The sequence below is a fragment of the Klebsiella sp. SWET4 genome (assembly GCF_024296565.1).
GTDB classification, from domain to species: Bacteria; Pseudomonadota; Gammaproteobacteria; order Enterobacterales; family Enterobacteriaceae; genus Klebsiella; species Klebsiella variicola.
The window spans coordinates 106,559-121,446 of record NZ_JANCOB010000003.1; the positions used below are offsets into that span (position 1 = coordinate 106,559).

Below are 14,888 nucleotides of genomic sequence, written 5' to 3' on the forward strand. Positions count from 1 at the left end.
GGAGCTTACATCAGTAAGCGACCGGGGTTGAGGGCCGCAGACAACGCATTTGCAGCGTGAAAGGCGCCGGTTAAATTATTTGGCGTCGGTCGCCGTACCGTTAGCATGCCAGGTAAAGACCCCGAACTCGAAGCCTTTCAGGTCGCCTTTCTGATCCCACGACAGCGGGCCCATCACGGTATCAACGGTTGCGCCTTTCAGGTATTTAGCGATTTCCGCCGGATCGTCAGACTGATTCAGGCCCGCCTGCAGCGACTGCAGCGCCGCGTAGGTGGTCCACACGAAGGCGCCGCTCGGATCCTGTTTCTTCGCCTTGATCGCATCCACGATCGGTTTGTTCGCCGGCACCTGGTCGTAGTTCTTCGGCTTGGTCACCAGCAGGCCTTCCGCCGACTCGCCGGCGATGTTAGACAGGGAGACGTTCGCTACGCCTTCCGGGCCCATAAACTGGGTTTTCAGACCGGCAGCACGGGCCTGACGCAGGATCTGGCCCATTTCCGGGTGGTAGCCACCGTAGTAAACGAAATCGATATTCTCTTTCTTCAGGCGCGCCACCAGGGTGGAGAAATCTTTCTCACCGGCGGTGATGCCGTCGAAGAAGACCACGTTCGCCCCGCCTTTTTTCAGGCCATCCTGCACCGCACGGGCCAAACCTTCACCGTACTGCTGTTTATCATGTACCACAGCGATACGCTGCGGCTTCACTTTGTCGAGAATGTATTTCGCTGCGGTGGGTCCCTGATCGGAGTCCAGGCCGGTGGTGCGCAGGATCAGCTTATAGCCGCGCGCGGTCAGCTCCGGAGCAGTCGCTGCCGGCGTGATCATCAGAATGCCTTCGTCTTCATAGATGTCAGACGCCGGCTGAGTGGAAGAGGAGCACAGATGGCCAATAACGTACTTGATGCCGTCGTTGACCACTTTGTTGGCGACAGCTACCGCCTGTTTCGGGTCGCAAGCGTCATCATATTTGACGATCTGAAGCTTATTGCCCTTGATGCCGCCCTTAGCGTTGATATCCGCTACCGCCTGCTCGGCACCGGTAAACTCCTGGTCGCCGTACTGAGCCACCGGGCCGGACATCGCCCCGACGACCGCGATTTTGATGTCTTCCGCCAGCGCCGCGCTGCTCATAACTAAGGCAATACATCCTGCCAGTAACGCTTTACCCTTCATATTCATCCTGAGGCTCCCCATTATTATGGTTTTTGCATTTGTTGTGATGTTGTTTGTTAGCGCATTATTTTGTTTATATCGATAGGAAAAGCATATGATAGCTAATCCACCGGGGGCTGCTCGCGCTTTTGCAGCACACTATGCTAAACATACCGTCATTCTGAGGAATTTGAAACGACTAAATTGCGGGCTATGTAACAGATAAGTGACAAATAAAAAAACCGCGCCAGCATGAACCGGACGCGGTGCAAAACAGGCCCTGATTACCAGCCAGCGGGCAGGTAGCCTACCGCGGACGCTATCGCGTAGACGGCGCTGCAAAGATACAACAACACAATGAAGCATTGGATAAGCGGATGGGTCATCCAGGCCGGACAGGTCCAGCCTGGGGTCAGGTCGCCACGCTGGCGGGCGCCCTTCAGCATCAGGATCGGCATAATTGATAAAATGACGCCGCTGAACACTCCGGCAAAATAGAGCGCGTTGACGAAAGAAACCATGCCGCTATAGGCCAGCACGAACGGCGGGATCGCCACCACCAGCAGCACCATCAGGCGCCGGGCGGGCTGTTCGTCATTCCCCAGGCGGAACTGATCGAAGATATTGGTCAGAAAGCTGCCGCCCAGCCCCCAGTAAGAGGTCAGCATGGCGCACAGCGCAAACAGGTTGGCCGAGAAGAACGCCCATTCGCCAAGCGCCCGGCCCCAGGAGATGGTGGCCACATCCGAGATATTGTCCAGGCCATTAAGCGAGATAACCGATAGCGGCACCAGCGCCAGCAGGGCAAAGGTCAAAGCCATACCGACCATAATGGCCCTGGGCAATTTTTCCGGTTTGTCGGCGAAGCCCCGCGCCATCTCCGGCACGATATACTGTGCCGAGAAGCAGAATGCCACGACATTGAAGACCGGAACCATATACAGCCAGTTGCCGTCGAGCAGATAGCCCACGCGGGTGGTCTCTTTCAACAGCGTGGCAATCACCAGCACCGAGATCATCACCACCATACCGATGCTGATAAATTTCTCGCCGCGGCCAATCGCCTTCAGGCCCAGGTAGAGCACCCCTGCCGCCGGGACGAAAAACAGCACGCTGCCCAGCGCCGGCGAGATGCCAAACAACGAGTGCAGCAGCTTGCCGCTGCCGGTCATATAAGCCGTCAATGCGCCGACGCTGTTGACGCAAACGGAGAGGAACATCATCAGCGCGCCAAAGCCGCCGACGTAGCGCTTCGATAAACCGCTGAGCTGCAGATGTTTACGGGTGCGGAGCGTGGATTCCGCGACATAGAGCATAGTCACCGTCGTCAGGCTGCCCACCAGCACCAGCCAGAACAGCAGCGGTAAGAAGCCCGCTTTGCTCGACGCATAGGCGATAGAGAGGACACCCGCACCGATATTGGTACCGACAATCATCGATACCCCTTCGATGAAGCTCAGAGATTTTGTAGGGACAGCCGTACGTTCCCGGCCGGTGAGGACGGGAGAAAAGGTGGAGTTTTCAGACATAATACTTTCCGTTTTACTCCGGCGGTTTTTACCGCCGGAAAAAAGGTGATATCAGGGTGATAAACCACTCACGCTGAGCATGAACAGCTGGCTGCGGCGTCCTGTTTCTGTTCGGCTTCCGTGCCGCCGCAGCCCGCCGGGGAGACGTTAGCTCTTCAGGATGCGCGCCAGAATATCCAGCGCTTTCGAGAACTGGGCGTCGGGGATAGTCAACGGATACAGGAAGCGGATCACGTTGCCGTAGACGCCACAGCTCAGCAGCAGCAGGCCGTTTTCCTGCGCTTTCTGTTGCACCTGGCGGGTGAACTCCGGCGACGGCTCGCCAGTTTGCGGATCGTTAAACTCCACCGCCACCATCGACCCCCGGCCACGGACATCAACGATCGCCGGGCAGGTGGCGCGCGCCTGGTTGAGCACCTCCTGCAGATGGCTACCCAGCTGTTCAGCCCGTTGACACAGCTGCTCTTCGGCAATGACATCCAGCACCGCGTGCGCCGCGGCCACCGCCAGCGGGTTACCGGCATAGGTTCCGCCCAGCCCGCCTGGGGCTGGCGCATCCATCACCTCGGCGCGACCGACAACGCCCGACAGCGGGAAACCGCCGGCGAGGCTTTTCGCCATCGTCATCAGATCCGGTTTCACCTCATAGTGCTGCATAGCGAACAGCTTGCCGGTGCGGGCGAAACCGGTCTGCACTTCATCAGCGATCAGCAGAATACCGTGGGTATCGCACAGATCGCGCAGCGCCTGCATAAAATCGGCCGGCGCGACGTTAAAGCCGCCTTCCCCCTGGATCGGCTCGAGGATGATGGCCGCTACCTGGTCCGGCGCAATATCCGCTTTGAAAATGCGCTCCAGGCTTTTCAGCGCATCCGCGGTGGTCACGCCGTGCGCCTCATTGGGATAAACGCCGTGATACACCGATCCCGGGAACGGCCCGAAGCCGATTTTGTAGGGCGCGACCTTACCGGTGAGGGCCATGGTCATAAAAGTACGGCCGTGGAAGCCGCCGCCGAAAGTAATTAGTCCAGGGCGGCCGGTGTAAGCGCGGGCAATTTTCACTGCGTTCTCAACCGCCTCCGCGCCGGTGGTGAAGAAAGCCGTTTTTGCCGGCCCGTCAATTGGCGCCAGATCGTTGATACGCTCCGCCAGCGAAACATAGCTTTCGTACGGCACAATCTGATAGGCGGTGTGGGTGAACGCCTGCAGCTGATCGGCGACCGCGGCGACCACTTTCGGATGGCGGTGACCGGTATTTAACACGGCGATCCCGGCGGCGAAATCGATCACCTCATTGCCTTCGATATCCCACAGCGTGGCGTTTTCCGCCTTCTCGACAAAGTAGTTACACATTACGCCTACGCCGCGCGGCGTCGCCTGCTGGCGACGTTGATTCAGTTCTGAGCTTTTCACCTGCGAATCTCCTGTCGTGTATGTCACGTTATCGCAACAAATTAGAAACGATGTCGTTTATTTACACAGGAGTTGGCCCTATAATCGAGTACCAATTTAGAATATCTGAGGGATCCAATTGCGTTCGCTGGTGGGTGACCTGGTGCTGGTCCGTCTGCAGGAAGAGCGGGATCCTCTTCTGCACAAACGCTTATATAACGCGCTGCGCCGCGCGATCCTCGATGGTTCGCTGGCGCCGCAAAGCCGCCTGCCGCCGTCGCGCGATCTGGCGGGTGAACTCGGCGTATCAAGAAACACCATATTAACAACTTATGAACAATTACTGGCGGAAGGATATGTGGTTTCCCGCCGGGGAAGTGGAACATTCGTTGCCCAAACCGCCCCTGAGAGCTCATTGACGGCTAAAGGTCAGCAAGAAAACAGCAGTATCGCGGCACCGACGGTGCATCTTTCACGCCGAGGCCAACATCTGCTCGGCCAGGTCAGCGCCAGCCCGCGCCAGTGGGGGGCGTTTATACCCGGCGTGCCGGACGTTAACGCCTTTCCCCACCCGCTGTTCAGTAAGATCCAGGCCCGTATCAGCCGTCGGCCCAAGCCGGAGCGGCTCAGCTATAGCTGCAACGGTGGCACCCCGGAACTGCAGCAGGCGCTGGTGGATTATCTGCGCGTGTCGCGCGGCGTCCACTGTCAGGCAGATCAAATTCTTATCACCGAGGGGATCCACCAGGCGATCGATCTGGTCACCCGCATGCTGTGTGATAACGGCGATCTGGCGTGGGTGGAGGAGCCTTCCTATTGGGGGATCCGCCACGTGCTGGCGATGAACGACGTTCGGGTGGAACCCCTGACCGTCGATGCCAACGGCCTGTGCCCGCCGGAAACGGTTGACGACGCGCCGAGGCTCATCTTCGTTACGCCTTCCCACCAGTACCCGCTGGGCGCGGTGATGAGCCTTGAGCGCCGCCAGCGACTGCTGGCGCTCGCCCGTCAGCAGGGGAGCTGGATCGTCGAAGATGATTATGACAGTGAGTTTCGCTTTTCCGGCCAGCCGATCCCCGCCCTGCAGGGTCTGGTCCCCGATGCCCCGGTGGTCTATATCGGCACCTTCAGCAAAACGCTCTATCCCGGCCTGCGCCTGGGCTACGTGGTGATCCCCCGTCCGCTGGTCAGCGATCTGAAGCACGCCCATGCCGAGCTTTACCGCGGCGGCCATTCGCTGATCCAGATGGCGCTGGCGGAGTTTATTACCGCCGGCCACTATTCGGCCCATATCCGCCGTATGCGGTTGCTCTACAGCCGTCGCCGCGCCTTTTTAACTGAGCTTATCCAGCGGCACTGTATGCCGTACGCCCTGTCTGACTTCAGCGATAATGCCGGGCTGCATTTGATCCTCAATTTGCCCGCAGAGGCTGACGATGTGGCGATTGCCAAAGAGGCTAATGCGCGCCACATTCTGGTGCGGCCGCTGTCGCGCTACTACCTGACGGCGGCGCGGAAGAAAGGATTACTGATGGGATTCGCCAGCCAGCCCGAAGAGCAGATGGCGCCGGCGTTCAGCGTCTTACTCGGCTGCCTGCAGACGCACTGCCCGCAGATGCTCCTGCCCCGGGAGGACGCAGAAAAACAAAACGCCCCAACCTGAGGCGGGGCGTTATCGGGGAGCCTGATATCAGGTATCAGGCAGGCGTGGCGTATCAGGCTTCGATAGCGGCACGCAGTTTTTTCATGGCGTTCTTTTCCAGCTGACGCACACGCTCTGCGGAGACGCCGTAGCGGTCGGCCAGTTCCTGCAGCGTGGACTTGTTGTCTTCGTCCAGCCAGCGGGCGCGGATGATGTCCTGGCTACGCTCGTCCAGGCCCTGCATCGCGTCAGTCAGCTTATTCGCCGCCTGCTCTTCCCAGTTGTCGTCTTCGATGCCGTCGGCAAAGTTAGACGTTTTGTCCTGCAGATAAAGGACCGGCGCCATCGGCTGGCTGTCGGACTCATCGTCGGAAGACATGTCGAAGGTCATGTCCTGGGCCGCCATGCGGGATTCCATCTCGCGGACGTCTTTGCTCGACACGCCCAGCTCACGGGCCACCATTTCCACTTCATCCTGGTTGAACCAACCCAGACGCTGTTTGGTTTTACGCAGGTTAAAGAACAGCTTACGCTGTGCTTTGGTGGTAGCGACCTTCACAATACGCCAGTTACGCAGCACGTATTCGTGAATTTCAGCTTTAATCCAGTGCACGGCGAAGGAGACCAGGCGCACACCCACTTCCGGGTTGAAGCGACGCACGGCTTTCATCAGGCCGATATTGCCTTCCTGGATCAGATCCGCCTGCGGCAGGCCATAGCCCGAGTAGTTACGAGCAATGTGAACAACAAAGCGCAGGTGAGACAGAATCAGCTTTTTAGCTGCTTCCAGATCGCCCTGGTAATGCAGCTTTTCAGCAAGCTCCCGCTCTTCATCAGCCGACAGCATCGGCCAAGTGTTAGCGGCCCGGATGTACGATTCCAGGTTACCAACGGGGGCTAAAGCTAAAGTTTGCATTTCTTTGGTCATTCAAATCCTCTCAATTGATATCTTCTGACGCGTTCTTGTCCCCATCAGGCAACAAGCATGCCAGCATTCATGAGCAACGAGAATATCACTCACATTAGTATCAGACAGTGATTTTATCCACAAGTTCCATGCAACGGTGTGAATAAATTACGCACAAAATGTGACACCACGATGAACAAGTGAGGGCAGGAAAAGGAGAACAAGCTTGCGGTATCTTTCCCTGCGAACAGGAACTCATTGCAGCAGGGAAAGATTATATCACGCTTTTTTTAATCGGGAGTAAAGTGACGTAAATGTTGCACTGTCGCCAGCCAAGCGGCGACCCACCCGATCATCGAGCAGACAATCAGCATCAACAGGCACTCGTCGAAGCCCAGGCCGCTCAGCTCAAACTGGGTGCCGAACACTTTCGCCACTTCGGTCACTGCCGACGAGAGGCGCATCACCAGAATCTCCGACAGGATCAGCGATAAAAACGCGCCGGAGAAGCCCAGCATCGCCCCGCCGTAGAGGAACGGACGCAGGATAAAGCCGTCGGTGGCGCCGATCAGCTTCTGCACGTTAATGGTATCGCGGCGGGCAAAGATGCTCAGGCGCACGCTGTTGCCGATCACCAGGAACACCGCCGCCACCATCAGCACGCCGATCATCGCCGACACGCGGCCTACCAGCCCGGTAAGCGAGGAGAGACGGGCAAACCAGCTGTCGTCCATCCGCACCTCATCCACCCCCTGGATCCGCGATACCCGCTCGCGCAGGGTATTGAGCGCTTCCGTGCTCTGGAAATCCAGCTTCGGCACCACGATGGCGACCGCTGGCAGCGGGTTCTCTTCCAGCATATCCAGTGCGCCGCCAAAGCCTGACCAGTTACGGAATTCACCCAGCGCCTCGTCACGGGACAAATAGTTTACCTTGTCGACGCCCTGCTCCGCCTGCAGCTGGCCCACCACCCGCGCCGCGGCGTCGTCATCCAGCGTTTTTTCCAGATAAACGGTGATCTGCGGCGATGGATAATACTGTGACGCCGCGCTGCTGACGTTTTTGTAGACCATGTAGCAGACGCTTGGCAGGGTCAACGAAATGGCGATGACCATCACCGTCAGGAAGGTCGCCAGCGGCGTGCTTTTGAGATCCTGCAACGCGCCGTGCCAGGCATAGCGCACCTGTTCGTTGAACACGTTACTCTTACGCGAGGCCGGGTTAGGCGCCGCTTTCGGCCGTTTTGGCGCATTGCGCCCGCCGCCGCTGCCGCCCGCCGCGTTGCGCAGGCGATCGAACTTACTGCCGAACTGGCGAATCTGGTTCATTGCGTCGCGCTTATTCACCCCGAATGCCTCCATGCAGATGGCCGTCGCTGAGCGACAGCACGCGGTACGGACGACTGGAGATAAGCCCCAGATCGTGCGTCGCCATCAGTACCGTCACCCCAACGCGGTTAAACTCTTCAAACAGACGTAAAATCCCCTCCGAGAGCGCCTCGTCGAGGTTACCGGTCGGTTCATCCGCCAGCAGCACCGCCGGCTTGTTGACCACCGCGCGGGCTATACCGACGCGCTGCTGCTCACCGCCGGAGAGCTGAATCGGAAAGTTCTTCGCTTTGTCCAGCAGGCCGACCTTGTCCAGCGCCGCCGAGACGCGGCGACGAATGTCATCGCCGCTGGCGCCGGCGATAATCAGCGGGATCGCCACGTTGTCATACACGGTACGATCCATCAGCAAATGGTGGTCCTGGAAAATCATGCCGATCTGGCGGCGCAGGAACGGCACCTCACGGCTCTTCAGGCGGCTGATTTCATGACCGCTGAAGAAAATTTTCCCGGCGCTGGGCCGTTCGATACCACAGATAAGCTTCAGCAGGGTACTCTTCCCTGCGCCGGAATGGCCGGTCAGAAACGCCATCTCGCCCGGCTGCAGGTGGAAGGTCACCCCCTGCAGCGCTTGTCTCCCACCGAGATAGGCTTTGCTGACTTGTTCAAAGCGAATCATTCTTAATCCTCTCGGGCAAAAAGTGCCTCAATAAAGTCGCCCGCATTAAACGGACGCAGATCCTCAATACGCTCGCCGACGCCAATATAGCGAATCGGAATGCCGAACTGATCGGCCACCGAGAAGATCACGCCGCCTTTGGCGGTGCCGTCCAGCTTGGTCAGGGTGATCCCGGTCAATCCTACCGCCTCATGGAACAGTTTGGCCTGGCTAATGGCATTCTGCCCGGTGCTGGCGTCAATAGTTAACATCACCTCATGCGGCGCGTCGACGTCCAGTTTTTTCATCACCCGGACAATCTTCTTCAGCTCTTCCATCAGGTGCGATTTATTCTGCAGACGCCCGGCGGTGTCGGCAATCAGTACGTCAACATGGCGCGCCTTCGCCGCCTGAATGGCGTCGAAAATCACCGAGGCGGAGTCCGCGCCGGTATGCTGGGCGATCACCGGGATATTGTTACGCTGACCCCAGACCTGCAGCTGTTCCACCGCCGCCGCGCGGAAGGTATCCCCCGCCGCCAGCATCACCGATTTACCCTGCTGCTCAAACTGACGCGCCAGCTTGCCGATGGTGGTGGTTTTCCCCACCCCGTTTACGCCGACCATCAAAATAACAAATGGCGTTTTGCCTTCTACGTTCAGCGGCTCATCCACTTTGGCGAGAATCTCGCCCATCTCTTCTTTCAGCAGGCCGTACAGCGCTTCCGCATCGCGCAGTTGCTTACGGCTGGCGCCTTCCGTCAGGTTGGTAATGATCTTGCGAGTGGTTTCCACCCCGACGTCGGCGATCAGCAGTTGCTCTTCCAGCTCTTCAAATAGATCATCGTCGATCTTCTTGCCGCGGAACAGGCTGATAAATCCGGAACCAAGATTTTCTTTGGTTTTCAGAAGGCTACGCTTGAGGCGGGCGAAAAAGCCTTCTTTCGTCGGTTTTTCCTGCTCCTGAGCCAGCGCTTCCACCGGCGCCTCGTCCTCGGGCTCCGGCACTACGACCGCCGCCTCTTCGGCCGCCTCGGCCGCCAGCGCCAGTGCTTCCAGCTCTTCATCGCTTAACGGGGCGTCCTCTTCAGGGACCTCCGTCTCCTGCGGCTCGGCGATAACGTCTGCCACAGGCTGCTCTGCTACGGCTTCCGCCACCACCGGTTCGGCGATCACCTCTTCCGCCAGCGGCTCAACCACCGCAGGCTGTTCAGGCGGTTCGCTGACCGCGGGCTCCGGTTCAACAACAGGCGCGTCTTCGGTCAGAGCAGGCGTTTCCACCCACTTTTCTTCCTGCACGCTGGCAGGCTCCGCGAGGTGCGCTTTTTCGCTTTCGACCACCGTCTCGGTCACTTCGACGACGTCTTCGGCAAACGCCTCCGGGTCTGCTTTCGGCGCGCTCGGCTCAGCAGGGGTTTCCGCTACCGGCGACTCATCGGCAACCGCTTGTTGTTCTTCTACTTTTTGTTCAGTCTCGGTTTCCTGTGCCTGTTCTTTCTGTCCAAAGCCCAGCCAGGAAAAGAAGCCACGTTTTTTCTCTTTTGCCATTTGCGACCACACTCCTCGCTGTTTTATTCATGGCGCAGCTTCATCAGAAGCTGAAAAAATGATGAAATTAGTCGGATAGTCTATCACTTAACTTAACTCGCAGCACCGCCCCCGGATTAAGGTTTCGTCAACCGCCGTCGATCGCTAGAATAGCAGGCCGGAAGTTGAGACTTGAGCAGAGAGATGAAAAAACCAAACCACGCGGGCAGCGGCCAGATCCGCATTATCGGTGGGCAATGGCGCGGCCGTAAATTACCGGTGCCGGAGAGCCCGGGCCTGCGGCCGACCACCGACCGGGTTCGCGAAACCCTTTTTAACTGGCTGGCGCCGTCCATCGTTGACGCGCACTGCCTCGACTGCTTTGCCGGCAGCGGCGCGCTGGGGCTGGAGGCGCTGTCCCGCTATGCGGCCAGCACCACGCTACTGGAGATGGAGCGCGGCGTAGCCCAGCAGTTGCAAAAAAATCTCGCCACCCTGAAAGCGGATCGCGGCAAGGTGATCACCACCAACACCCTCAGCTTCCTGAGCCAGCCGGGGACACCGCACCAGATCGTGTTCGTCGACCCGCCGTTCCGTCAGGGGCTGCTGGAGGAGACGCTACGTCTGCTGGAGACACAAGGATGGCTGGCCGATGAGGCCCTGGTGTATGTCGAAAGCGAAGTCGAAAACGGTTTACCGCCGGTGCCAGCTAACTGGCAGCTGTATCGTGAAAAAGTGGCCGGACAGGTCGCCTACCGTCTTTACCAACGTGAGGCCCAAGGAGAGCACCATGCTGATTAATTTAGGCCGCCTGCTGATGCTGTGCGTCTGGGCCTTTCTGTTATTGAACCTGTTTCAGCCCTTCCCGAAGCCGCTGAATATCTTCGTCAACGTCGCGCTGATTTTCATGATCCTGATGCACGGGCTGCAGTTGACGCTGCTCAAGGCGACGCAGCCGAAAGAGGCGCCGCCGCTGAGCCGCTTTGAGCAAATCCGTATTTTTATCTTCGGCGTGTTTGAGCTCGTCGCCTGGCAGAAAAAACTGAAGGCGACGCTGAAAAAGTAGTCCTGAAAAGGGCTCAGGGATCGGGCGTAAACGCCACGAACGCTGTGCCCTTATAACTCAACATCCCGCGATCGCCCACGCTCAGCGCATGATATTGCGGCGCGTCGAGGCGAAACATCACCTCCAGTCCACCGTTTTCGGGGCGAAAGCTCGCTTCATAGCGCATCTCACTGCCTGCGGGCGTCACCGTCTGCTGCCGCGAGCGCCGATCGTTAATCACTTTTTCCCGTTTATTGCTGACGATAACCCGCTTTTGTAGCAACGGCGCGGCGTCATTCGCCTGTTTCTCACGGCGCTGCTGGACATAGCGAAACGAAGCCGCCACCACAATCACCGCGACGACCAGAACAAAAAAGAGGGGCATTTTACTCATCAAGGTTACCCATAAAAAATATCAGGAATCAGCATACTGCGTCGGGAATAACATTGTCATCTGCTACGCCAAACCACTACACTGAGTTGTAGCATCACGCATCCGTAACTTTCTTTATGATAACAGATACAGGGACTTACTATGCTTTGGTCATTTATTGCTGTCTGTTTCTCCGCATGGCTTTATGTCGATGCATCCTATCGTGGGCCGGCCTGGCGACGTTGGGTATTTAAACCTGTCACCCTGATTCTGTTGCTGTTACTGGCCTGGCAGGCGCCGATGTTCAATGCCATCAGCTATCTGGTGCTGGCCGGCCTGTGCGCCTCGCTGCTCGGCGACGCCCTGACCCTGCTGCCGCGCCAGCGGGTGATGTACGCGGTGGGCGCTTTCTTCCTGTCACATCTGCTGTATACCATCTGGTTCGCCAGCCAGCTGACGCTGTCGTTCTTCTGGCCGCTGCCGCTGGTGCTGCTGGTATTCGGCGCCCTGCTGATGGCGGTGATCTGGAGTCGGCTGGAAGAGATGAAAATGCCGGTGCTGACCTTTATTGGAATGACGCTGGTGATGGTCTGGCTGGCCGGTGAGCTGTGGTTTGCCCGCCCCACCAACACCGCGCTGTCCGGTTTCGCTGGCGCGGCCCTGCTGCTGCTGAGCAATGCCGTGTGGCTGGTGAGCCACTATCGTCGCCGCTTCCGCGCCGATAACGCCATTGCCGCCGCGTTCTACTTTGCCGGCCACTTCCTGATCGTGCGCGCGCTATACCTGTAATTTAGTCCTTGACTCTGGAGTCGACTCCAGAGTGTATCCTACGGCTAATGAGAAAATTATCATTTCCCGGAGGGTGCCATGTCGACTCCAGACGCGCAGGATAAAAAAGTCCCACAATTCTCGTCATTCACCATGCGGCCAGCGACCGCGCCGGCGGAGAGCTGCTGTACAGATCACGCCTGCGCCACAGAATCCGCCCCTGCCGCCGAAGCGCTCGACGACGCCCGCTATAGCTGGCAGGTTGATGGCATGGACTGCGCCGCCTGCGCCCGCAAGGTGGAAACCGCGGTTCGCCAGGTACCCGGCGTCAGTCAGGTCCAGGTGCTGTTCGCCACAGAAAAGTTGCTGGTTAACGCCGAGGGCGATATCCGCGCTCAGGTTGAGAACGCGGTCCGCCAGGCGGGCTATACGCTGCGCGATGCCGATGCTCCCGCAGCAGAGAAAACCCGAGGGTCGCTGCTGCGCGACAATCTGCCGTTACTGACGCTGGTTATCATGATGGCCCTGAGCTGGGGGCTGGAGCAGGCCAACCACCCCGCCGGTCAGTTGGCCTTTATTGCCACCACCCTGGTTGGCCTGTGGCCGGTTGCTCGCCAGGCGCTGCGCCTGATCAAGAGCGGGAGCTGGTTTGCCATTGAAACGCTGATGAGCGTCGCCGCCATCGGGGCGCTGTTTATCGGCGCCACTGCGGAAGCGGCGATGGTCCTGCTGCTGTTCCTGATCGGCGAGCGTCTCGAAAGCTGGGCCGCCAGCCGCGCACGGCAGGGGGTGAGCGCGCTGATGGCGCTGAAGCCCGACACCGCCATCCGTCTGCGCAACGGTGTGCGGGAAACCGTCGCCCAGCGCGACCTGCGTCCCGGAGATGTGATTGAAGTGGCCGCCGGCGGGCGTCTGCCGGCGGATGGCCAGCTGCTGTCGCCGTTTGCCAGCTTTGATGAAAGCGCCCTGACCGGCGAGTCGGTGCCGGTGGAGCGTCAGGCCGGGGAACGAGTCGCGGCGGGCGCCACCAGCGTCGATCGCCTGGTGCAGCTTACCGTGATATCCGAACCGGGCGACAGCGCCATCGACCGCATCCTGAAGCTGATTGAAGAGGCAGAGGAACGTCGGGCGCCAATCGAGCGTTTTATCGATCGCTTCAGCCGGATCTACACCCCGGCCATTATGGTCGTAGCTTTGTTGGTCGCCATTGTCCCACCGCTGTTCTTCGCCATCGCCTGGCTGCCGTGGATTTATAAAGGGCTGACGCTGCTGCTGATCGGCTGTCCGTGCGCGCTGGTCATCTCCACGCCGGCGGCCATCACCTCCGGCCTGGCGGTCGCCGCCCGCCGCGGGGCGCTAATCAAAGGCGGCGCGGCGCTGGAACAGCTGGGCCAGGTGCGGCAGGTGGCGTTCGATAAAACCGGCACCCTGACCGTCGGCCAGCCGCAGGTGACTTCGGTGATCGCCACGGCTGAGTTTGACGACAACGCGCTGCTGGCGCTGGCGGCGGCGGTGGAGCAAGGCTCCAGCCACCCGCTGGCGCAGGCCATCGTCCGTGAAGCACAGCGGCGTCAGCTGAGTATTCCGCTTGCCAGCGGCCAGCGGGCGCTGGCGGGCTCTGGCATCGAAGCCGAGGTGAACGGCAGCCGCATCTTGATCTGCGCCGCCAGCAAAGCCGCCCCGGCAGAACATGAGGCGCAGATCCAGCAGCTGGAAAGCGCCGGGCAAACGGTAGTGCTGGTGATGCGCGGCGAGACGCTGCTCGGTATTCTGGCGCTGCGCGACACCCTGCGCGACGACGCGCGTCAGGCGGTGGATGCTCTGCATCAGTTGGGGGTTCAGGGGGTGATCCTTACCGGGGATAACCCGCGCGCCGCGGCAGCCATCGCCAGCGAACTGGGGCTGGAATTCCGCGCCGGTCTGCTGCCAGCGGACAAAGTGAAAGCCGTCATGGCGCTGAATGCCGATGCGCCGCTGGCGATGGTCGGGGACGGCATCAACGACGCCCCGGCGATGAAAGCGGCCACCATCGGCATCGCCATGGGCAGCGGCACCGATGTGGCGCTGGAGACGGCCGACGCCGCGCTGACCCATAACCGTCTGACCGGCCTGGCGCAGATGATTTCCCTGGCGCGCGCCACCCATGCCAATATTCGCCAGAACATCGCGATAGCCTTAGGGCTGAAGGGGATTTTCCTCGTCACCACCCTGCTCGGCCTGACCGGGTTGTGGCTGGCGGTGCTGGCGGATACCGGCGCCACCGTGCTGGTAACGGCTAACGCGCTGCGGTTATTGCGTAAGAAGTTGTAGCATAGATACCGGCTTCCCTGCTCGCGCTACGCTTAGCAGGGCTACGGTTCCAGACCGTCGGGTAGCCCGGATAAGGCGCTACGCGCCGCCATCCGGGGTATTCCCTGCTCGCGCTGCGCTTAGCAGGGCTACGGTTCCAGACCGTCGGGTAGCCCGGATAAGGCGCAACGCGCCGCCATCCGGGATATTCCCTGCTCGCGCTACGCTTAGCAGGGCTACGATTCCGGACCGTCGGGTAGCCCGGATAAGGCGCTACGC

Annotated in this window: 13 protein-coding genes; 5 read left to right on the plus strand and 8 right to left on the minus strand. The window is 59.6% G+C overall.

What is annotated here, in order from left to right:
• Positions 1 to 75 precede the first annotated feature (75 nt).
• From livJ to NKJ21_RS09695, 3 genes are all read right to left on the minus strand, one after another.
• A complete protein-coding gene (livJ, locus tag NKJ21_RS09685; RefSeq protein ID WP_002920812.1) occupies positions 76 to 1,179 on the minus strand; it encodes a branched chain amino acid ABC transporter substrate-binding protein LivJ in 1,104 nt (367 codons plus the stop codon).
• 257 nt (positions 1,180 to 1,436) lie between these two features.
• Positions 1,437 to 2,681, minus strand: a complete 1,245-nt coding sequence (locus NKJ21_RS09690; protein ID WP_008806968.1) for an aromatic amino acid transport family protein — start codon at positions 2,679 to 2,681, stop codon at positions 1,437 to 1,439.
• 147 nt (positions 2,682 to 2,828) lie between these two features.
• Positions 2,829 to 4,094 (minus strand): 4-aminobutyrate--2-oxoglutarate transaminase, encoded by a 1,266-nt coding sequence (locus NKJ21_RS09695; RefSeq protein WP_008806967.1) that lies wholly within the window; start codon positions 4,092 to 4,094, stop codon positions 2,829 to 2,831.
• A 118-nt stretch (positions 4,095 to 4,212) separates the two neighbouring features.
• Here NKJ21_RS09695 and NKJ21_RS09700 point away from each other — a divergent pair, with 118 nt between their 5' ends.
• Positions 4,213 to 5,736, plus strand: a complete 1,524-nt coding sequence (locus NKJ21_RS09700; RefSeq protein WP_023323355.1) for a PLP-dependent aminotransferase family protein — start codon at positions 4,213 to 4,215, stop codon at positions 5,734 to 5,736.
• A 52-nt stretch (positions 5,737 to 5,788) separates the two neighbouring features.
• Here the strand turns inward: NKJ21_RS09700 and rpoH are convergent, their stop codons facing one another.
• The 4 genes from rpoH to ftsY all read right to left on the minus strand — a co-directional run bounded on the left by rpoH (position 5,789) and on the right by ftsY (position 10,155).
• Complete coding sequence (gene rpoH / locus NKJ21_RS09705) at positions 5,789 to 6,643, minus strand: RNA polymerase sigma factor RpoH (protein ID WP_002920815.1); 855 nt, start codon at positions 6,641 to 6,643, stop codon at positions 5,789 to 5,791.
• A gap of 269 nt (positions 6,644 to 6,912) precedes the next feature.
• A complete protein-coding gene (gene ftsX, locus NKJ21_RS09710; RefSeq protein WP_008806965.1) occupies positions 6,913 to 7,968 on the minus strand; it encodes a permease-like cell division protein FtsX in 1,056 nt (351 codons plus the stop codon).
• A complete protein-coding gene (ftsE, locus tag NKJ21_RS09715; protein ID WP_008806964.1) occupies positions 7,961 to 8,629 on the minus strand; it encodes a cell division ATP-binding protein FtsE in 669 nt (222 codons plus the stop codon). The genes ftsX and ftsE overlap by 8 nt, the downstream gene beginning before the upstream one ends.
• 2 nt (positions 8,630 to 8,631) lie before the next feature.
• Positions 8,632 to 10,155: a signal recognition particle-docking protein FtsY gene (gene ftsY / locus NKJ21_RS09720; RefSeq protein WP_101827303.1), complete on the minus strand. Its 1,524-nt coding sequence runs from the start codon at positions 10,153 to 10,155 to the stop codon at positions 8,632 to 8,634.
• Between the two features lie 183 nt (positions 10,156 to 10,338).
• Between ftsY and rsmD the strand changes: the two genes are divergently transcribed.
• Complete coding sequence (gene rsmD, locus NKJ21_RS09725; RefSeq protein WP_002920820.1) at positions 10,339 to 10,935, plus strand: 16S rRNA (guanine(966)-N(2))-methyltransferase; 597 nt, start codon at positions 10,339 to 10,341, stop codon at positions 10,933 to 10,935.
• The gene (locus tag NKJ21_RS09730; RefSeq protein WP_002920822.1) at positions 10,925 to 11,200 is read left to right on the plus strand and encodes a DUF1145 family protein; all 276 of its coding nucleotides are present in this window, start codon (positions 10,925 to 10,927) and stop codon (positions 11,198 to 11,200) included. The genes rsmD and NKJ21_RS09730 overlap by 11 nt, the downstream gene beginning before the upstream one ends.
• 13 nt (positions 11,201 to 11,213) lie before the next feature.
• Here NKJ21_RS09730 and NKJ21_RS09735 read toward each other — a convergent pair whose 3' ends face one another.
• Positions 11,214 to 11,564 carry a DUF2500 domain-containing protein gene (locus NKJ21_RS09735; protein WP_023340790.1) on the minus strand — a complete coding sequence of 117 codons (351 nt, stop codon included), beginning with the start codon at positions 11,562 to 11,564 and terminating at the stop codon, positions 11,214 to 11,216.
• Between the two features lie 150 nt (positions 11,565 to 11,714).
• Between NKJ21_RS09735 and NKJ21_RS09740 the strand changes: the two genes are divergently transcribed.
• Positions 11,715 to 12,341, plus strand: a complete 627-nt coding sequence (locus tag NKJ21_RS09740; protein WP_004173987.1) for a lysoplasmalogenase — start codon at positions 11,715 to 11,717, stop codon at positions 12,339 to 12,341.
• Positions 12,342 to 12,419: 78 nt separating this feature from the next.
• Positions 12,420 to 14,630 (plus strand): Zn(II)/Cd(II)/Pb(II) translocating P-type ATPase ZntA, encoded by a 2,211-nt coding sequence (gene zntA, locus NKJ21_RS09745; RefSeq protein WP_239270591.1) that lies wholly within the window; start codon positions 12,420 to 12,422, stop codon positions 14,628 to 14,630.
• The last annotated feature ends 258 nt before the right edge of the window (positions 14,631 to 14,888 follow it).